Source organism: Mycobacterium asiaticum (assembly GCF_001668675.1).
GTDB lineage: Bacteria > Actinomycetota > Actinomycetes > Mycobacteriales > Mycobacteriaceae > Mycobacterium > Mycobacterium asiaticum_D.
The window spans coordinates 1-19,124 of record NZ_LZKQ01000096.1 but is presented as its reverse complement, the minus strand read 5'-3'; the positions used below and the strand labels follow the sequence as shown (position 1 = coordinate 19,124).

The window sequence follows — 19,124 nt, the reverse complement described above, 5'->3', positions numbered from 1 at the left end:
CCGCGGGTGGTGTCCACTCCGTCAACTGAAGGACGAACCAGCTCGTGAACGCCACACCATTCACCGCGACCATCACCGGCTCCCCCCGCATCGGTCCACGCCGTGAACTCAAGCGCGCTACCGAAGGCTACTGGGCGGGACGCACCAGCCGCTCGGACCTGGAAGCCGTCGCCGCCACGCTTCGCCGCGACACCTGGGCGGACCTGGCTGCGGCGGGACTGGACTCGGTGCCGGTCAACACCTTCTCCTACTACGACCAGATGCTCGACACCGCAGTGCTGCTCGGTGCCCTACCGCCCCGGGTCAACGAGATTTCCGACGAGCTGGACCGCTATTTCGCCGCGGCGCGGGGCAACGACGAGGTCGCCCCGTTGGAGATGACGAAGTGGTTCGACACCAACTACCACTACCTGGTGCCCGAGATCGGGCCGTCGACCATGTTCGCCCTGCATGCGGACAAGGTGCTTTCAGAGCTGAAAGAGGCTTCCGAGCAAGGAATTCCGGCCCGGCCGGTGATCATCGGGCCGATCACCTTCCTGCTGCTGAGCAAGGCGGTTGACGGCGCGGCGGCGCCCGTCGAACGCCTCGAGGAGCTGATGCCGATCTACGCCGAGTTGCTTTCACTGCTCGCTGACAACGGCGCGCAGTGGGTGCAGTTCGACGAGCCGGTGCTGGTTACCGACATCTCCCCCGACGCGCCCGCCCTGGCCGAGGCGGTCTACAACGCGCTCGGGGCCGTGGCCAACCGGCCGGCCATCCACGTCGCCACCTACTTCGGTGACCCCGGCGCCGCGTTGGCCGGGCTGGCCCGCACTCCGGTGGAGGCAATCGGCGTCGACCTGGTGTACGGCGCGGTGACGCCGGTGCCCGAATTGGCCGAAAAGACTCTGGTTGCCGGCATCGTCGACGGGCGCAACGTCTGGCGCACCGACATCGAAGCGGCCCTCGACAAGCTGGTTACGCTGTCGGGTTCGGTTGCGGCGGTGGCGGTTTCGACGTCGTGCTCCACGTTGCACGTGCCCTACTCACTGGAGTCCGAGACCGGCCTGGACGACAACCTGCGCAGCTGGCTGGCATTCGGCGCGGAAAAAGTGCGCGAAGTGGTCATCCTGGCCCGCGGCCTGCGCGAGGGGCGCGACGCCGTCGCTGAGGAGATCGCCGCGTCCAACGCCGCCGTCGCCTCCCGCCGTAAGGACCCGCGGCTGCACAACAGCGAGGTCCGAGCCCGGATCGAGTCGATCGTCGCGTCCGGCACGAAGCGCGGTGACGCGGCGGAGCGGCGCGCCGGGCAGGAGGCGCGGTTGCACCTGCCGGTGCTGCCGACCACGACTATCGGCTCCTATCCGCAGACCTCGGCGATCCGCGTCGCCCGCGCGGCGCTGCACAAGGGCGAGATCAATCAGGCGGAGTACGAGCGCCGGATGAAGCAGGAGATCGCCGACGTCATCAAGCTGCAGGAGGAGCTTGGGATCGACGTGCTGGTGCACGGTGAGCCGGAACGCAACGACATGGTGCAGTACTTCGCCGAGCAGCTGGACGGCTTCTTCGCCACCGACAACGGCTGGGTGCAGTCCTACGGCAGCCGGTGTGTGCGACCGCCGATCCTGTACGGCGACGTCGCCCGTCCCCAGCCGATGACGGTCGAGTGGATCAAGTACGCACAGTCGCTGACCGACAAACCGGTCAAGGGCATGCTGACCGGGCCAGTCACGATCCTGGCGTGGTCGTTCGTCCGGGACGACCAGCCGCTGGCCGACACCGCCAATCAGGTGGCGCTGGCCATCCGCGACGAGACGGTGGATCTGCAGGCCGCGGGGATCGCGGTGATTCAGGTCGACGAGCCCGCCCTGCGGGAGCTGTTGCCGCTGCGTCGCGCCGACCAGGACGACTATCTGCGTTGGGCCGTAGGGTCTTTCCGGCTGGCCACCTCCGGGGTCGACGACTCGACCCAGATCCACACCCACCTGTGCTACTCGGAGTTCGGTGAGGTGATCGGCGCGATCGCCGATCTGGACGCCGACGTCACGTCCATCGAGGCGGCCCGGTCACGAATGGAGGTGCTGGACGACCTCAACGCCGCCGGCTTCTCCAACAGTGTGGGCCCCGGCGTGTACGACATCCACTCGCCGCGCGTGCCGGGCGTCCAGGAGATGGCCGCGTCGTTGCGGGCCGCGTTGAAAGCCGTTCCTGCTGAGCGGCTTTGGGTGAATCCGGACTGCGGGTTGAAGACCCGCAACGTCGAGCAGGTGAAGGCGTCGCTGCGCAACATGGTCGCCGCGGCGGAGGAGGTGCGGGCGGAGTAGCGCGACGTGCGCGCGAGCCGAACCGCGCTGCGGTTTCCAACCCGAAATTTCGCAGTGCGGTTCGGCTCGCGGGGCGCTACTCGGGTGACTGCACGTGGACGGGGACGTCGTCGTCCCACGGCTGTCGAGTCACCATGTCGGCCACCCGCACGTAGCCCCGTTCGAACTCGCCGGTTGCGGCGTCGACAAGCCGGTACCGCTGCGTCTGCCGGTGGATCGGCTGGGCGTCGAGCAGGACCACCCGCACCTCGCCCGGTTCGAACCGGCAGCGCCGCTGCATCGCCGCGATCAACTGCTCGTTGTGCATGTGGCCGTCCCCGAAGTTCCAGCCGATGGCGGTGCTGCAGATGCGTTCACCGTCGGTGATGACGTAGTCGTCCTCGTTCTGTCCGGCCATCGCCCGGTGCGCCAGGGTGAACAGGGCGCGGCCGTGAGTGTTGAAGCCGCGGAACGCATATCCCATGTACAGCGGAATCTGCGCCGCCTCCGGGCTCCCGTAGAACCTTTCCAACTGGGCTTGCGGCATGCTGGCGATCGCCACGATGCCGCGAGAGATCTTGTCGCTCGCCGACGGCTTGATGCACCACAGCGTGGTGTCCCAGTTGCCCGCGTAGTACCGCATGCCGGGCAGGAACGAGATCTTGCGGGGAAACAGGTTGCCCGCGATCACAATGCCGGCGATCACCGCGAACAGAACCGCCACCGGCACTGGGTGTTTCACGTCATCCAACCGAATGTGCGCATGACCGACGAACAGCGTCAGCACCCCGAAGATCATGAACACGTTCCACTCCAGCGGAACGCCCATCGGGATGGCCGAGAGGATCCCGAAGTGGAACAGCACCATGGCGATCGCCGCCGCCTTCAGCGGCCAGCCGACGGGCGCGAAGAACAGCGCGAGCGGCACGAACATCTCGATGAAGGTGCTGAGGTGGGCGACGATCCGGGACAGCCGGCCGGGTCGCAGGTCGTCGGGGAACTTCTCGAAAAACAGCCGCTTCAGCCACCGCGGCCGCATCAGCGGGTTGTTCGACATCATCGTGGAGATCACGAACGGGAAGTGCTTGTTGAGCTTGGACGTCGCCGCTCCCACCCAGATCACCAGGAACACCAGTTTGGCGGCGACGATCATGTCGACGCCACCGAACAGGAAGGTGACGGTCAGGGTGCCGTAGACCTCGCCGCGCGCGGCCAGGAAGATCACCTTGTCGCGCAGACCGGCCATGGCGAGCACCACCAGGATCGCCACGATCTCCCAGGTCGGCAGCACCCCGACCGTGGTGCCCAACTCGGGTATGGGGCCCGAGCCGTCGGTGAACAGGGCGGCCACCAGCAGGATCAACAGCAGGGCGTAGAGCGCGACGTCGGCGGGCTTGCGTTTGGTGCCGAAGGTCAGCGGGACGCGGTCTGGCCAGGGTGGTAGCCGAATGGTGCCGAACCGCAGCCAGTACAGGATCGAGCCCATCGGCGGGAAGAACCGGTTGTTGAGCGGCCCGAAGCCGCAGCCCAGCCCCACCACTTCGAAGAGCATCGTGTAGAGCACGACCTTCTGAAACACGATCGGCTCGGCGTACCAGGCCCGGACATTGGTGAACCCGTCAATACCCTTGGTGCTCAACACGATCAGCCAGGCAAACAGGACATACAGCAGGATCTTCAACACGTAGAACAGGTGCAGCACCACCGGCGTGCCGAAGCCCACCTCGGCCCAGTGCCGGGCCATTGGGCGGATCTTCTCGCTGCGGGTGCCCTTGCTCCACTCGTCGAACTCGATCTCCGGCAGCTGGGGCTTCAGGAATCCCATGGTTTGACAGATTAGAACGTGTTCTAGGCGATTGCGCTGCGGTTGCCGATTACGGCGCACCCGGCGCCATAAACGGCAACCCGGGCGGGCAGCCGTGCCGGGCCAGATCCAGCAGGGCGTCGACGTCGAGGTGCCGTTCGGCGAGGTCGCCGAGCAGGTCCAGACGGCGCTCGCGCGCGGCAGGAAAACTGGCCCTGGATGCGACGCCGAGCGTCTCGCGGAGGAAGGCCGCCCGCAGCGCGTCCCCTTCGAACGCGCCATGCCACATGGTGCCGAACACGAGGCCGTCGCGCACACCGCCGAGGAACTCTTCGCTGCCTGGACCGACGGTGACCCGGCCGTGGTGGATCTCGTACCCCGCGGCGGGGGCCCCCAGCGATGCGCCGTGCGGCAGTCGCAAAACCTTGTCGACGCCGAATGTGGTTTCGACGTCGAGCAGACCCAGCCCGTCGACCTCGCCCGCGCCTCCTTCGACGCCGTGCTCATCGCGAATGACGCGGCCCAGCATCTGAAAACCGCCGCAGATCCCGAGCAACGGTTTGCCCGCCGCGACGTGTGCCCGCACCGCGCGGTCCAGTCCCCTGGCCCGCAGCCAGGCCAGGTCCGCGATTGTGGCGCGGGTGCCGGGCAGCACCACCAGGTCGGCATCGCTGAGCGCGCGGGCGTCGGAAGCGAACACGATGTCGAGGTCCGGTTCCAGGCCCAGCGCGTCGATGTCGGTGAAGTTGCTGATCCGGGGGAATCGCACGACGGCCACCCGGCGTGCGCCGCTGTCCGTTGCGCGCCGCCCGGTCAGGTCGAGGGCGTCTTCGGAGTCCAGCCACAGGTCGGGATGCCAGGGCAAGGTGCCGTAGACGGTGCGTCCGGTCAGCCGCTCCAGATCCCGCAGGCCCGGCGCCAACAGGTCGAGGTCACCGCGGAACTTGTTGACCACGAAGCCCGCGACCAGGGCCTGGTCCTCCGCGGACAAGAGCGCCACGGTGCCCAGGAACGCCGCGAACACCCCGCCGCGATCGATGTCCCCGACGACGACGGTCGGAAGTTCCGCATGACGGGCCAGACCCATGTTGACGTAGTCACCGGCGCGCAGATTGATTTCGGCGGGGCTGCCGGCGCCTTCGGCGACGACGATGTCGTAGCGGCCGGCGAGATCGTCGAACGCTTTGTGTGCGGCCTTCGCGAGCGGCCGCCGAGCGTCCAGCCAGTCCGACGACGCCAGCTCGCCCCAGGGGCGGCCCATCAGCACGACGTGGCTGCGGTGGTCGCTGCCCGGTTTGAGCAGGACGGGGTTCATGGCCGCCTCGGGCGCCGCCCCCGCGGCGAGCGCCTGGACCCATTGCGCCCGACCGATTTCCACGATCGTGCCGTCGGCAGCCGGGCAGACCATCGAGTTGTTCGACATGTTCTGCGCCTTGAACGGCGCTACCCGCACGCCGCGCCGGGCCAGAGCGCGGCACAGCGCGGCCGTCACCGTGCTCTTGCCGGCATCACTGGTCGTGCCGGCCACCAGCAGACCCGACATCAGGTTGTTCTCACCGCCCGCCATGGTCCCATAGCGCGCATACGACACGTCATCCGAAGATCCCGGCCGGGATGGTCCGCGCCAGCGCAAGCACCGACGGGTCGATCACGATGTTGAGGGCGCCCAGTCGGCCCGCCCGCACCTCGGCAAGGCCCTGGACCACCGAGAGGAACCGCTGTCGCTCGGCCGCATCGACCACCTCCTCGGACAGTTCGAGGAACTTCGCGACATACTGCGCACGCCCGAAAGGTCTGGCGCCCAACGGGTGTGCATCGGCGACGGCGATCTCGTCGACAATCACCTCGCCGTTGCGCAGGGTGATCTCCGCACGGCCGCCGAACGCCTGCTCAGCCGGGTCGGTTGAGTGGTAGCGACGGGTCCACTCGGGATCTTCCCGGGTAGAGATCTTCTGCCACAGCGCGACGGTGTCGGGCCGGCGCGCCCGCTCCGGGGCATAGGACCGTTCGTGATGCCAGGCGCCGTCCTGCAGTGCGACGGCGAAGATGTACATGATCGAGTGGTCCAGCGTCTCGCGCGAAGCATTCGGATCGAACTTCTGCGGGTCGTTGGATCCGGTGCCGATCACGTAATGCGTGTGGTGGCTGGTGTGCAGCACGATGGAGGCCACCCGATCCGGGTCGCCGATCCGCTCCTGAAGCCGACGCGCGAGGTCGATCAGTGCCTGGCTTTGATATTCCGCCGAGTGCTCCTTGGTGTAACTGTCCAGGATCGCGCGCTTCGGCTCACCCGGTTCCGGGAGCGGCACGCGATAGACGTGCTCCGGGCCGGACAACAGCCAGGCGATCACCCCGTCCTCGCCTTCCCAAATCGGGGCGGGTGCGCCCTCACCGCGCATCGCCCGGTCGACGGCCTCGATGCCGACCTTTCCCGCCCAGGCCGGGGCGAACGCCTTCCAGCTGGAGATGTGCCCCTTGCGCGATTGCCGGGTGGCGGTTGTCAGGTGCAGTGCCTGACCGACCGCCTGATAGATCGTCTCGGTGTCCAGCCGCAGCATGGTGCCGATACCGGCGGCCACCGATGGACCGAGGTGGGCGATGTGGTCAATCTTGTGCTCATGCAGGCAGATTCCCTTGGCCAGGTCGATCTGGATCTCATATGCGGTGGCCACACCGCGGATCAGGTCGGCACCACCGATCCCCGACTGCTGGGCGACTGCCACCAGGGCGGGGATGTTGTCCCCCGGATGGGAGTACTCCGCGGCCAGAAACGTGTCGTGGAAATCCAATTCGCGTACCGCGACGCCGTTGGCCCAGGCCGCCCATTCCGCCGAATAGTTGCCGTGGACGCCAAACACTTTCGCCCCGTTGACCGCGACGGGATGCGCCAGTGCCTGAGCGCGCGCGGCGGTTACCGGGCGACGGATCGCCGCGGCCGATGAGACCGCTGCGTTGTCAATGATGCGGTTGAGCACCATAGCCTCGGTGTCGGCTGGGACCGCGACAGGATCCGCGGCGACCTCCGCGATGTGCCAGGCGAAGTGTTCGCTCCGCGGAAAGTCGTCGGCGCTGCGCCGGGTTCGGACGTCGTGTAAACGCATAAGCCGCACAGTACGCAGCACCGGGGCAGTGCCGTTGGGCAACCCGGATTGGCTCTGATTATGCTGGCCTGCAACATATCTCACCATCGCCAGCGCAATACCGAGCGGGAGTGACTTGCCCGCGCGGCCGGCGGATCTGCCCGATCCGGGTTCTGAGCCGTGCAATCGGTGTAGCTTGCTGCTGGGGCAGTAGCTAGGAGTCGGGGTATGTCAGATGTCGATTATTGCGTGGTCGGGGCCGGGTTCGCGGGACTGACCGCGGCGCTGCGGTTGAAGCAGGCGGGTCACTCGGTGGCGCTGCTCGAGGCCCGGGACCGGGTCGGCGGCCGCACCTTCACGGTAACCCGCGATGACGGCGTCTGGATCGACCGCGGCGGCGCCTGGATCGGCCCGGGCCAGGACCGGATCTATGCGTTGATGCAGGAGTTCGGCGTCGGAGAATACAAGCAGCACAACGACGGTGACGCCATGATGATCGTCGACGGCAAGATGCGCCGTTACGGCGGGAAGCTGCCCTGGACCATGAGCCCATGGGCGGTGGCCAATCTGGGCCTCGGTTTGGCGACGATCGAACAGATGTGTAAAGCGGTGCCGCGTGAAAATCCTTGGGAAGCAACAGACGCCGACGAATTGGACCGGACCACCATCGGCGACTGGCTGGCGCGCAACGTGCTGTCCCGGCCGGCCCGCGAGATGCTGGACACGGCTTTCGCCGGCACCTACACGTCAGCGGCCTCGGAAGTGTCGCTGCTGTGGATGTTGCACCAGATGGGATCCGGGGGTGGCCCGTCGTTCGTCATCTCGGGCAGGGGTGGATCCCAGGACGCCCGCCCGGTCGGCGGCATGGGCGCCATCTATCGCCCGATCGTGGCGCAGCTGGGCGACGCACTGCACCTGTCGCAGCCGGTTCGGACCATCAGCCAGGACGACGCTGGCGTCACGGTCAGCGCGGAGGGCCTGACGATCCGCGCGAAGCGAGTGATCGTGGCGATTCCGATGGCGATCGCCGCCTCGATTTGTTACGAGCCGACGCTGCCGGTGGACCGGGCGATGCTCAACCAACGCATGCCCAGCGGCGCGGTGATCAAGATCTCCGCGATCTACGGTGACGCGTTCTGGCGCGCCGACGGGTTGTCCGGCCAATCGGTGGGACCGGGCACACCGGCCTCGTTGACCATCGACGCGTGCACCGACAGAGGCGACCCGGGGATCATGTGTGTGATCACCGAGGGCCCGGCCGCCCGCCGGCTGACCGCGCTCGACGAGGACGGGCGCAGGTCGCTCGTCATCCGGGAGCTCGTGCAACGCTTCGGCGAAAAGGCAAGAGAGCCAATTGAATTCCACGAGCAGAACTGGACATTGGAACGGTACTCGGGTGGCGGGATGATCAGCCACACGGGCACGGGTGTGTTGACGGAGTTCGGGCACGCCCTGCGGACACCGTGCGGCCGGATCCACTGGGCGGGCACCGAGAGCTCGTCGATCATGTGCGGCTGGATCGACGGCGCGATCCGCTCCGGGGAGCGTGCCGCCGCGGAGGTCGTGGCGGCCAGCTAGCCGATTCCGGTCCGCGGAACCACGCTGGGCCGGTTCTGCGTCACGTGGGCACCGCCACCGCCGCGGCCCATCATCCCGCCCGGCATGCCGCCGCCGGCAGCACCCGCGCCGGTCGGCATCGGCATCATCGGCATGCCCATCCCGCCGGCCGGGGCCGCGGCTGTCGGTGCGGTAGCGGCACTCGGAGTGCTCAGACCGCGCATCGCGGCACTGGCCATGTCTTTCGGCGTCGAGCCCGCCCAGGTCGGCGGCGTCGACAAGGCGCCGACCAGGTGCGCCTTGCCCAGGTCACCTGCGATCCCCGCACCGAGCCCGGCGCCGCCGAGACCCTTCGCTGCCGGCGCGACGTCGCCGACGAACTTCGTCGAATCGGCCAGGCCCGCGGTCGCAGCGCCGGCGGCCGCGCTGGCCGAACTGGAGTTGGCGAGGCTCGCCAACTGCATCATCGGGGAGATCAACATGCTTGCGGGAAGGGTGCCGACCTGCGCGACCGACGCCAACGACGACACCGGCACGGACGCCGCCGCTGACTGGACGCCGGACACCAGACCCGGCAGCACCGTCGTCACACCTTGCACCAACGGGCTGACCGCGGCTGAGGCGTTCGTCGCCACCTGTGCGGCCAACCCGGCCAGGCTGACCGGCGGCACCGCAAACGGAGTGACGCTCGCGGCCACCGCGGTGGCACCGCCGTGATAGCCGAGCATCGCGGCGACGTCCTGGGCCCACATCTCGACGTAATCGAATTCGGTGGCCGCGATCGCCGGGGTGTTCTGGCCCAGGAAGTTCGTCGCCACCAGCGACGTCAGCGACACCCGGTTTGCCGTCACCGCGGCCGGATGGACCGTCGCGGTAATAGCCGTCTCGAACGCCGTCGCCGCCGCCCTAGCCTGCGCGGCCGCCGTCTGCGCTTGTGCCGCTGCGATGCTTAGCCAACCGATGTAGGGGGTCGCCGCGGCCACCATCGACGCCGACGCCGGCCCGGCCCATGGCCCACTTGCCATACCGGTGATCACCGAGTTGAACGACGACGCCGACGCCGCCAACTCGGCGGCCAAGCTGTCCCAGGCCGCCGCGGCTACATGCAGCGGTCCCGACCCCGCGCCGCCGAATATCCGCGCCGAATTGATCTCCGGCGGCAACCATGAGAAATCCAGAATCATCTCAATCCCAACCCAGACACATCAGCCACTCTGGCTAAAGTTAGTGCTGCTAGATAGGTGATTCAGGAGTTACGCAGGAACACCGCAGGCTGTTACAAGGGTTGCTGCCCTAGGTTCGGCCTAACCGACGCCCGCCCGCGGTATCACGCTGGGCCGGTGCTGGACAACCTGCGACCCGCCGCCGCGGCCCAACATTCCGCCGGGCACGCCCGCGCCGCCCGCTCCGCCAATCGGCATGGGCATCATCGGCATACCGCCCATTCCCCCGGAATTCACCGCCGAGTTAGGTGCCATAGTCAGCCCGGACAACGCGGCCGGCGTCGACCGATCCGGCATCGATCCGGCCCACGACGCCGGCACCGACAAGGCACCCACCAGGCGCCCGTTGCCGAGGTCCGCGGCGACTGCCGGACCCAGTGCCCCCGAGCCACCCAGCGGCGACCCCACCGCGGCCTTGCCCGCCAACGTCGGCACCTCGGCCCCCACACCGGCGGCCGAAGCCAATCCTGCGCCGTTGGCCGACTGGGCCAACGACATCATCGGCGACAGCAGCATGCTGACTGGAAGTGTCGCGATTTGCGCCAGCGACGACAGGGACTCAACCGGCACCGCGGAGACCACCGATTGCAAGGCGGACGAAAGCCCGGACAGCGCCTGGGACGCCACGTCTGTCACGATCGTCGGCGGGACCGCGGGCGGCGACAACGCCGCCGCTACCGACACAGCGCCGGCCTGATACCCGGCCATCGCAGACACATCCTGTGCCCACATTTCCTCGTAATCCCCCTCGGTGGCCGCGATCGCCGGGGTGTTCTGTCCCAGAAAGTTGGTGGCCACCAGCGACATCAGCGAAGCCCGGTTCGCCGTCACAGCGGCCGGATGGACCGTCGCCGTCAGCGCCGCGTCGAAGAGGGTCGCCGCCGCCCTCGCCTGACCGGCCGCCGACTGCGCATGGGTCGCGGCCGAACTCAGCCAACCCACATACGGCGCGGCCGCCGCGACCATCGTGGTCGACGCCGGTCCCGTCCATGGCGCGCCGGCCAGATCCGTGATGACCCCGTCGAAAGCCGCGGCCGAGGAACATAATTCGGCGGCCAGTTCTTCCCATGCCACGGCCGCCAAGCACAGCGGGGACACCCCCGCACCGGCGTGGATCAGCGCGGAGTTGACCTCCGGCGGGAGCATCACGAAACTCATTTCACCCGCTGGATGCTTTGAGGCCGCGGTATGAGCATCGGTACCCGGCCCCGGTAGTCACGGTATTGCTGACCCAGAGCGCTGGTGAGGTCGCGCTCTTCCCACCGCAGCGCGAGCAGGATGTATGCGGTCATGCCTGCGGCAAAGAGTAGATGTCCCAGGGTCATCCGCGGGGTGGCCCACAACGTGATCAGAAATCCGAGCATCAACGGGTGACGCACCACGCGATATAGCAGCGGCGTGCGAAACGGAAGATCCGTGTAGGGACGTCCACGCCAGGCCAGGTACACCTGCCGCAGGCCGAACAGGTCGAAGTGGTTGATCATGAACGTCGACGCCAAGACGATCACCCAGCCGATCCAGAACAGTGCACGCACACCGATCCGCCCGACCGGCCAGGTGACGTTCCAGATGACTGCGGGCATCGTCCGCCACTGCCAAAAGATCAGCGCCAGAACCAGACCCGTCGCCAGGACATAGGTACTGCGTTCGATGGGATCCGGCACCACCCGAGTCCACCAGCGCTTGAACGCAGGCCGTGCCATCACGCTGTGCTGTGCGCCAAAGGCGCAGAGCAGCAACAGATTGACGGCCAGCGCTCGGGTGGCCGGCGCCGCGAGACCGTGATCAACGGTACGTGGCACCGCAAAGCTGCCCAGGAAGCCGATCGCGTAGAGGAAGGCGGCGAAGCCGATGAGGTAGGCGGTCACGCCGTAACCGACGGTGAGAAATCGTTTCATGGTTTTGCCTCCGTGACGGACAGCCTAGACCGGGACGGCCGCGCCGATGGCCTCGGCAAGCTGCTCGGGCAGGAAGGTCAGCAGGGCCGGGATGATGCCACCGAACTGTGTTCCGAACAGCGGGATCGTTCCGGTCATCCCGAAGACGTCCAGGGTGAGTGAGGCGGTCTGCGCGGGGGTGAGCAGGCCGCCCAGCGGGATATTGGTTGTGGTGGTCAGACCGAACAGCGAAACCGTAAGCGGCAGTGAGCTTTGGCCGTTGAGGAGGCCGTTGAGCACGGTCGCCGGAGCGTTCAGGAATGCGGCGGCGGCTCCCAGGGCGTCTCCGGTTTGCAGAGCATTCCCCACGGCACCCGCGACGGAATTCAATGCGTCCAGCGAGGTGAACGCCGGGCCCAAGGCGTCCAGTCCGAGCACCAGCGGCAGCCCCACATGCAGGACACCGGTGGTCAGATCGAGTGTCTGGGATGTGTCGGTGACCGTCGTGATCACATTGGCGATGTTCTGCGAGATCTGGAACGGAACGGATCCGGCGGGCAGCAGATCCGTGAAGTTCTGCGCCATCTGGCCGGGGATGCCCAGGATCGGCAGCAGGTCGCCCAGTGCGCCCGACGGAGTGATGTTGATGAGCAAGGTCGTTGGGTCCTGGCTGGCGGTCAGGCCCGTGAAGACCAGATTCCCGAAGCCCGTCGCAGCCGTGCGTGCCGCGCCCGCAACATCGCCCGCCACCAGCTGCTGGAACGCGGATTGCAGCGAACCCGGCAATGCCGTCAACCCGGTTCCGAAGTCGTTGGCGGCGTTGCTGAGCGCGGTGGAAATTGTTTGGGCATAACCGATTTGCGCATTGATGAAGCCTTGCACCAATGCGGCCGGGTTGGTGGGAAGAAGGCTCAGCAGTTGCGGTGGGTTCTGGATGGCTGATTGGAGCGCCGAGGCGATGGTCTGCGAATAGCCGGTCTGGTTCGCGATGAACTGCCGCAGCAGCGGCGCCGGGTTTGCCGCCACAGCACTTTGCAGGGTCTGCAGATTAGCGGCGGTATTCGTCAAAAGTGTTTGGTAGGAGCCCAATCCACCGAGGTTGGCGGCCTCGGCACTGGCATACGCCTGCGCACCCGCCGTCAGCGACGTGACGAACTGGTGGTGAAATTTCTGCACCTGCGTGTTGACGGCCTGGAATTCGTCGCCGAAACCGCCAAACAGCGCGGCGATTGCCGTCGATACCTCATCCTGAGCCGCGACGGCTATCCCGGTGGTGGGTCCGACCGCGCTTGCCGCGGCCTCCGCCAGTGAACTGCGGATGCCGGCCAGATTGGCTGCGGCGTCCTGCAGCAGATCGGGTACCGTGATGACAAAGGACATCTATACTCCTTGATGGTGTGACGAATGCCGCTGTCGCAGCACTTAATTGAAGAGACCGGACTTCGCGTCGCCCCTGTTTAAGAAACCGGAGTCGTCGTTGCCGGAATTTCCGATGCCGGAGTTGAACACGTTGGAGTTGCCGATGCCGATGTTGTCGAACCCGGTGTTTCCGATGCCGGCCAGGAAGCTTCCGTGATTGTTGATGCCGACGTTGTTGCCGTTGCCTGAATTTCCAAAGCCGGATTCGAAAGCCAGGCCGGTGTTCATGAATCCGGAGCTGTCCCCGCCGGAGTTGAAGAATCCGGACGAGTCCAGGCCGGTCGTCCCGAAGCCCGAGCTCTTGACACCCGCAGGTGTGATGACGCTGCCGAAGCCGGTGTTCAGGTTGCCCGAGTTGAATCCGCCGGTGTTGCTCCGTCCCGAATTGCCCCAGCCGGTGTTGATGTCACCGGCGTTCAAATCACCGGTGTTGAGCGAGCCGGAGTTGCCGCTGCCGGAGTTCTGGAAGCCAGAGTTTCCGGTGCCGAAGTTTTGCGAACCGCCGTTATCCCAACCCATGTTGTTCGCGCCGCCGTTGCCGAACCCGAAGTTGCTCAAGCCGGCGTTGAGGAAACCGGTATTGCCCTGGCCCGAGTTGGAGAAACCGGTGTTGAAGCTGCCCGCATTCTCAAAGCCGGTGCTGTGGTTGCCTGAGTTGAAGAAGCCCACATTGCCGGTGCCGGAATTGAAGAAGCCGATGTTTCCGGTGCCCGAATTGCCGAATCCGATGTTTCCGGTGCCGGAGTTCAGCGCACCGAAGCCGATTTGATTGTCGCCGGTGAGCCCGAAGCCGATGTTGTTGTTGCCGGTATTGCCGAACCCGAAGTTGTGGCTGCCGGTATTACCCGCTCCGACATTGTTGCTGCCCCGGTTACCGAGGCCCATATTGGCGTCCCCGCGGTTGCCGCTGCCGACGTTGGTATTGCCGAGGTTGCCGTTGCCCATGTTGGCGTTGCCCAGGTTTCCGCTGCCGACGTTGCCCGAGCCCTTGTTGCCGGTGCCGACGTTGTTGGAGCCGGCATTGCCGCTGCCCAGGTTCAGGTCACCGCGGTTGCCGTTGCCCACATTGCTGGTGCCGTTGTTGCCGTTGCCCAGATTGTGGTCCCCGATGTTGCCGCTACCGACGTTCTGGCCACCGCGGTTGCCGCTGCCAACGTTCAGGCCGCCGGTGTTGCCGAGCGCGCTGGCGATTGCCGTCTGGAGCTGGCCCAGCGGGTTCGGCAAATTCTGCAAGGCCTGTTGCATCGGCGCCAACCGCGCTGCGACCGCCGAGGCGCCGCCGTGATACCCGAGCATCGCGGCGACATCCTGGGCCCACATCTCCTCGTATCCGGCCTCCGCGGCCGCGATGGCGGGGGCGTTCTGGCCGAAGATGTTCGACAGCACCAGTGACACCAATTGGTTGCGGTTGGCGGCCACCATCCCCGGATGCACCGTCGCCGACACCGCAACCTCGAAAGCCGACACGGCAGCCTGCGCCTGGCCGGCCGCGTCCTGCGCATGGGCCGCCGCCGCGGACAGCCATCCCACGTACGGAGCGGCCGAACCGGCCATCGCCGCCGCCGCCGGGCCTTGCCAGACCCCGTTCGTCAGTCCGGACGCCACCGAACCGAACGAGCGGGCCGCCGCGTCCAACTCGGCGGCCAGACCCTCCCAGGCCGTCGCCGCCGCGAGCATGGGTCCGGCGCCCGCGCCCAGGTACATCCGCGCCGAGTTGATCTCCGGCGGCAACACCGAGAAATTCATGCCCACCATCCCCTGCCGTTCGGGTTTCCTGCGGCAACCATGCGGGGCACCGGGGCGATGAACGTCGGCCAGAGGACGTAATTCGTGCGGTGCAAGGGGTCGTATATCGACGATCAGGGGTCGTACGACGGGGGGCGCCCACAAATCCGGCCATTGAGCAAAGTTTTTTGACTCATGTTGAACCGTTGCTGGACGAGGTGCGTAACACTTTGTTAGTCACGGATGCGTCATGGGAACGGTGTGAGACGGATTTGACATGTGCGTGAGCGAGTATGTGCCGACGAGAACGGTGACCCTGTTGCTCGCCGATGTCGAGCGCGCGCCACAGCCATGGGAAACGCTGCCTGGGATGGCGGCACGCGCAACCGAGCTGATCGGCACCGTGGTATCCGACATCATCACCACGCATGGCGGAGCAGGTCCGGTGCAACCGGTCCCCGGGGACGACGCCGAACACTCGTTTCTAGCTGTTTTTGCCCGCGCCACCGACGCGCTGGCCTGCGCGATCGATTTGCAACAGGCACCGCTCGCGCCGGTTCAGTTACGTGTCGCGGTGCATACCGGCGAAGTTCAACTGATCGATTCGGGCGACTATGCGGGCCCCGCTGTGGACCGGGCCGCGCGATTGCGCGACCTGGCGCACGGTGGGCAGGTGGTGGTGTCGGGTACCACACACGATCTGGTCGCCGACCAGCTGCCGGCTGATGTCTGGCTCGTAGACCTCGGCACCCATCAGTTGCGTGACCTACCCCGCCCGGAACGGGTCGCGCAGGTGTGCCACCCGGACTTGCGGGTTGAGTTCCCGCCGCTGCACGGCCCGAATAACGTTGCAGCGCACAATCTTCCGATTCAGTTGACCCGCTTCGTGGGTCGCACGGCGCAGATCAACGACGTCCGCAAGTTTCTCGGGGACAACCGGCTGGTCACCCTGGCGGGCGCCGGCGGGGTGGGAAAGACACGGCTCGCGGCTCAAATCGCCGAGCAGGCGGCGGCGCAGTTTGGCGGCGGGGTCTGGTTCGTCGATCTGGCCCCGGTGAGCGAGGGCAACCTGGTGCCGGTGGCCGCGCTGCGTGCGTTCGGGCTACCGGATCAGCCGGGCCGGTCGGCGATCGACACCCTGACGCGGTTTGTCGGCGACCGGGAAGCCCTGATGATTCTGGACAACTGCGAGCATCTGGTCGACGCCTGCGCTGAACTGGCCCGCGAACTGCTGGGCGCCTGTGAACACCTGACGATATTGGCCACCAGCCGCGCGCCGATCGGGGTCCCGGGTGAATTGACCTGGCGGGTGCCGTCGTTGTCCCTCACTGACGAGGCGATCGAGTTGTTCATCGATCGCGCCCGGCTGGCCCGGCCGGAGTTCAGCATCACCGCTGCCGACACCGTCGCCGTCCGCGATATCTGCGGCCGCCTCGACGGTTTGCCGTTGGGCATTGAACTCGCGGCGGCCGCCGTGCGGGTGATGTCGCTCAACGAGATCCTGGACGGCCTACGCCATCGTTTCCGGCTGCTGACCGAAAGCGCGCCCACACCGCGCAGGCAGACGCTGGGCGCATCAGTCGACTGGTCACACGCCATGCTCAGCGAAACCGAGCGGGTGTTGTTCCGCAGGCTGGCCGTGTTCAGCGGCGGTTTCGACCACGCCGCTGCGCGGGCGGTCTGCGCCGACGAAGTGCTGGCACCGCACGACGTATTGGACCAGCTGACCCTGCTCGTGGACAAATCCCTTGTGCTGGCCGAAAACTCGGGCGACCACACTCGCTTCCGAATGCTGGAGACAGTGCGCCACTATGCCGTTGAGAAGTTGCTCGACTCCGGCGAGGACGCCGCCCTGCGAACCCGCCACCACGACCACTACGGCCAGCTGGCTGCGCTCCTGGACAGCCCCGCCGACGGCGAGCATCAGCACCGTATTGAGCAGGTCGAATCCGAGATAGACAATTTGCGTGCGGCTTTCGCGTGGTGCCGGGACAACGACGAGATCGAGGCGGCGCTGGAGCTCACGTCGTCGCTGCAACCCCTGTGGCTGACGCGAGGCCGGATTCAAGAAGGGCTGGCCTGGTTCGAAGCTGCGCTGACTGACCGCCGAGCCTTGGTCACCGTGTCGCCGTTGGTGCGCGGACGGGCGCTGGCCGATAAAGCGGCGCTGGACGCCTCGCGCAGCATCCATGACAACCTCGATCAGGCGCAGCAGGCAGTGGCCATCGCCCGGAAAATCAACGATCCCGCCCTGCTGGCCCGCGCGCTCACCGCCTGCGGCGCCATCAGTTCCTACAGCGCCGAGGCCGCCCGCCCGTTCCTGGCCGAGGCGATCGGTATCGCCCGCGAACTCCGCGACCGGTGGCGGTTGACACAGATCCTGACCTGGCAGGCGTATGGCGCGTTCTACGCCGGTGATCCGGACGCGGGCCTCGCGGCGTCCCGCGAGGGGCACGAGCTCGCGGAGCAGATAGGCGATCAGTTTCATGCGCGCTCGTGCCGGTGGACGCTTGGGCTGGCGCAGATGATGAAAGGCCAATTATCCGAAGCGGTTACCCAATTCAGTGCGGTGACCGCGGATGCCGACGCCGCGCACGATGTGTTGTTCAAGTGGGGCAGCCGGCTCGCATTGTGCAATGCGCTGGCCTTCCGCGGTGACACCGACGCGGCGACGGCGGCGGGCAACGCGTCGTTGGCGGCCGCCGGTGATCTATGGCCCTACAACGAGGGATTCAGCTATGCGGTGCTGGCCACGGCGGCGGTGGCCGCCGGTGACGTCGCGGCGGCGGCCGAGGCAAGCGAAGCCGCTCAGCAGCGGTTGAGCGTGCATGGCGAGCTGGCCGGGGCCAATACCAACCCGATGGCCGAAGTGGCCCTGGCCCTCGGGGACCTGGTCACCGCCGGCCGTTGGGCCGATCAGGAGGTCGCGGCCTCAGCGGGCTGGCATCTGGCCCGGGCATTGACGACGCGTGCCCGCATCTCCATCGCCAAATGCGAGCCGGATCAAGCCGAACGCGACGCTCACAACGCACTCGCCTGTGCCGCGGAATACGCGGCGCACCTGGCGGTACCCGACATCCTCGAGTGCCTGGGCCGACTGGCCGTCGACGGCTTGAGTCACCGTGACGCGGCGCGACTCTTCGGTGCGGCCACCGAAATTCGGCGCCAGCTCGGATCGGTACGGTTCAAGATCTACGAAGCCGACCACCAGAACACCCTCGCGACATCGCGTGAAGCATTGGGCCAGAACGCTTTCGACGACGCCTGGGCGGAAGGCACCAGACTCACCCTCAACGAGGCGATCGGTTATGCGCGGCGCGGTCGCGGCGAGCGTAAACGCCCGTCCAGTGGGTGGGCATCGCTCACCCCCACCGAGCGCGATGTGGTGCGGCTCGTCGCCGAAGGCCTGGCCAACAACGAGATTGCCGCGCGCCTGTTCATTTCCCGGCGCACGGTGCAGACCCACCTCACCCACGTGTACGCCAAACTGGGCATCAGCTCACGTGTGCAGCTTGCGCACGAAGGTGTCTCGCACGGCTGAGCAGCCGAATCTACGACCCGCACCGGGTGTCATCTACGTCCTCTGACTGACGTTCTCACGGGGATACGTACGCACGCTGAAGGCGTTCCTGTTGACCGCGACGAGGAGTACCGCGATGTCGTTTGTTCAGGTGGCCCCCGAGATGCTGGCCGCCGCGGCCACGGATGTGCAGAGCATTGGATCGGCCCTGACCGCCGCCCACGCGGCGGCCGCCGCCCCTACCATCGGCGTGCTGGCCGCCGGTGCCGACGAGGTATCGGCGGCGTTGGCGTCCCTGTTCTCCGGGCACGCGCAGATCTACCAGGCCCTCAGCGCGGAGGCGGAGCTTTTTCATCAGCAGTTTGTGCAGGCGCTGAGTGCCGGCGGGGCAATGTACGCGAGCGCCGAGGCTGCCAATGCGGCGCCGATCCAAAGCCTGCTCGACGCGATCAACGCGCCGGTCCTGGCGGCGACCGGGCGCCCGCTGATCGGCAACGGCGTCAACGGCGCACCGGGGACTGGCCAAAACGGGACGGCCGGTGGCTGGTTGATCGGCAACGGCGGTGCCGGGGGGGCGGGTGGCAACGGTGGGCTGTTCGCCGCCGGCGGGGTCGCGGGCGCCGCCGGCTCCGCCGGC

At 67.0% G+C, this 19,124-nt stretch carries 12 protein-coding genes; 4 read left to right on the top strand and 8 right to left on the bottom strand.

Going from position 1 to position 19,124, the window contains the following annotated elements:
- Nucleotides 1–44 precede the first annotated feature (44 nt).
- Nucleotides 45–2,303: a 5-methyltetrahydropteroyltriglutamate--homocysteine S-methyltransferase gene (gene metE, locus A9X01_RS08460; RefSeq protein ID WP_065120307.1), complete on the top strand. Its 2,259-nt coding sequence runs from the start codon at nucleotides 45–47 to the stop codon at nucleotides 2,301–2,303.
- Between the two features lie 76 nt (nucleotides 2,304–2,379).
- Here the strand turns inward: metE and A9X01_RS08455 are convergent, their stop codons facing one another.
- Genes A9X01_RS08455 through prpD form a run of 3 tightly spaced genes read right to left on the bottom strand, consistent with a single transcriptional unit; the run spans nucleotide 2,380 to nucleotide 7,187 of the window.
- Complete coding sequence (locus A9X01_RS08455; RefSeq protein ID WP_065120306.1) at nucleotides 2,380–4,107, bottom strand: DUF3556 domain-containing protein; 1,728 nt, start codon at nucleotides 4,105–4,107, stop codon at nucleotides 2,380–2,382.
- A 49-nt stretch (nucleotides 4,108–4,156) separates the two neighbouring features.
- Entirely contained in the window at nucleotides 4,157–5,629 is a 1,473-nt protein-coding gene (locus tag A9X01_RS08450) for a cobyric acid synthase (protein WP_065120317.1), read from the bottom strand.
- Nucleotides 5,630–5,678: 49 nt separating this feature from the next.
- Nucleotides 5,679–7,187 carry a 2-methylcitrate dehydratase PrpD gene (gene prpD / locus A9X01_RS08445; RefSeq protein WP_065120305.1) on the bottom strand — a complete coding sequence of 503 codons (1,509 nt, stop codon included), beginning with the start codon at nucleotides 7,185–7,187 and terminating at the stop codon, nucleotides 5,679–5,681.
- 207 nt (nucleotides 7,188–7,394) lie between these two features.
- Between prpD and A9X01_RS08440 the strand changes: the two genes are divergently transcribed.
- Nucleotides 7,395–8,744: a flavin monoamine oxidase family protein gene (locus A9X01_RS08440; protein ID WP_065120304.1), complete on the top strand. Its 1,350-nt coding sequence runs from the start codon at nucleotides 7,395–7,397 to the stop codon at nucleotides 8,742–8,744.
- Here the strand turns inward: A9X01_RS08440 and A9X01_RS08435 are convergent.
- The 5 genes from A9X01_RS08435 to A9X01_RS08415 all read right to left on the bottom strand — a co-directional run bounded on the left by A9X01_RS08435 (nucleotide 8,741) and on the right by A9X01_RS08415 (nucleotide 14,988).
- The gene (locus A9X01_RS08435; protein ID WP_065120303.1) at nucleotides 8,741–9,907 is read right to left on the bottom strand and encodes a PPE family protein; all 1,167 of its coding nucleotides are present in this window, start codon (nucleotides 9,905–9,907) and stop codon (nucleotides 8,741–8,743) included. The two genes, A9X01_RS08440 and A9X01_RS08435, sit on opposite strands and share 4 nt — an antisense overlap.
- A gap of 120 nt (nucleotides 9,908–10,027) precedes the next feature.
- On the bottom strand, nucleotides 10,028–11,104 hold the full coding sequence (locus A9X01_RS08430) for a PPE family protein (protein WP_065120302.1): 1,077 nt from the start codon (nucleotides 11,102–11,104) through the stop codon (nucleotides 10,028–10,030).
- Nucleotides 11,101–11,844 carry a methanethiol S-methyltransferase gene (gene mddA, locus A9X01_RS08425; RefSeq protein WP_065120301.1) on the bottom strand — a complete coding sequence of 248 codons (744 nt, stop codon included), beginning with the start codon at nucleotides 11,842–11,844 and terminating at the stop codon, nucleotides 11,101–11,103. Before mddA ends, A9X01_RS08430 begins: the two co-directional genes overlap by 4 nt.
- Before the next feature lie 24 nt (nucleotides 11,845–11,868).
- Nucleotides 11,869–13,203 carry a PE family protein gene (locus A9X01_RS08420; protein WP_065120300.1) on the bottom strand — a complete coding sequence of 445 codons (1,335 nt, stop codon included), beginning with the start codon at nucleotides 13,201–13,203 and terminating at the stop codon, nucleotides 11,869–11,871.
- Nucleotides 13,204–13,245: 42 nt separating this feature from the next.
- Nucleotides 13,246–14,988 (bottom strand): PPE family protein, encoded by a 1,743-nt coding sequence (locus A9X01_RS08415; protein WP_065120316.1) that lies wholly within the window; start codon nucleotides 14,986–14,988, stop codon nucleotides 13,246–13,248.
- Between the two features lie 262 nt (nucleotides 14,989–15,250).
- On the opposite strand from A9X01_RS08415, the gene A9X01_RS08410 reads away from it, so the two are divergent.
- Both A9X01_RS08410 and A9X01_RS08405 read left to right on the top strand, forming a co-directional pair.
- Nucleotides 15,251–18,508 carry a helix-turn-helix transcriptional regulator gene (locus tag A9X01_RS08410; protein WP_065120315.1) on the top strand — a complete coding sequence of 1,086 codons (3,258 nt, stop codon included), beginning with the start codon at nucleotides 15,251–15,253 and terminating at the stop codon, nucleotides 18,506–18,508.
- Nucleotides 18,509–18,623: 115 nt separating this feature from the next.
- Nucleotides 18,624–19,124 (top strand): PE family protein (locus tag A9X01_RS08405; protein ID WP_081282272.1); only part of this gene is annotated, 501 nt, incomplete at its 3' end.

Coding starts and splice junctions, on each gene's coding strand:
- A9X01_RS08440 (WP_065120304.1), top strand. CDS start 7,395: ATGTCAGATGTCGATTATTGCGTGGTCGGGGCCGGGTTCGCGGGACTG.
- A9X01_RS08415 (WP_065120316.1), bottom strand. CDS start 14,988: ATGAATTTCTCGGTGTTGCCGCCGGAGATCAACTCGGCGCGGATGTAC.
- A9X01_RS08430 (WP_065120302.1), bottom strand. CDS start 11,104: ATGAGTTTCGTGATGCTCCCGCCGGAGGTCAACTCCGCGCTGATCCAC.
- prpD (WP_065120305.1), bottom strand. CDS start 7,187: ATGCGTTTACACGACGTCCGAACCCGGCGCAGCGCCGACGACTTTCCG.
- A9X01_RS08455 (WP_065120306.1), bottom strand. CDS start 4,107: ATGGGATTCCTGAAGCCCCAGCTGCCGGAGATCGAGTTCGACGAGTGG.
- A9X01_RS08450 (WP_065120317.1), bottom strand. CDS start 5,629: ATGTCGGGTCTGCTGGTGGCCGGCACGACCAGTGATGCCGGCAAGAGC.
- A9X01_RS08420 (WP_065120300.1), bottom strand. CDS start 13,203: ATGTCCTTTGTCATCACGGTACCCGATCTGCTGCAGGACGCCGCAGCC.
- mddA (WP_065120301.1), bottom strand. CDS start 11,844: ATGAAACGATTTCTCACCGTCGGTTACGGCGTGACCGCCTACCTCATC.
- A9X01_RS08435 (WP_065120303.1), bottom strand. CDS start 9,907: ATGATTCTGGATTTCTCATGGTTGCCGCCGGAGATCAATTCGGCGCGG.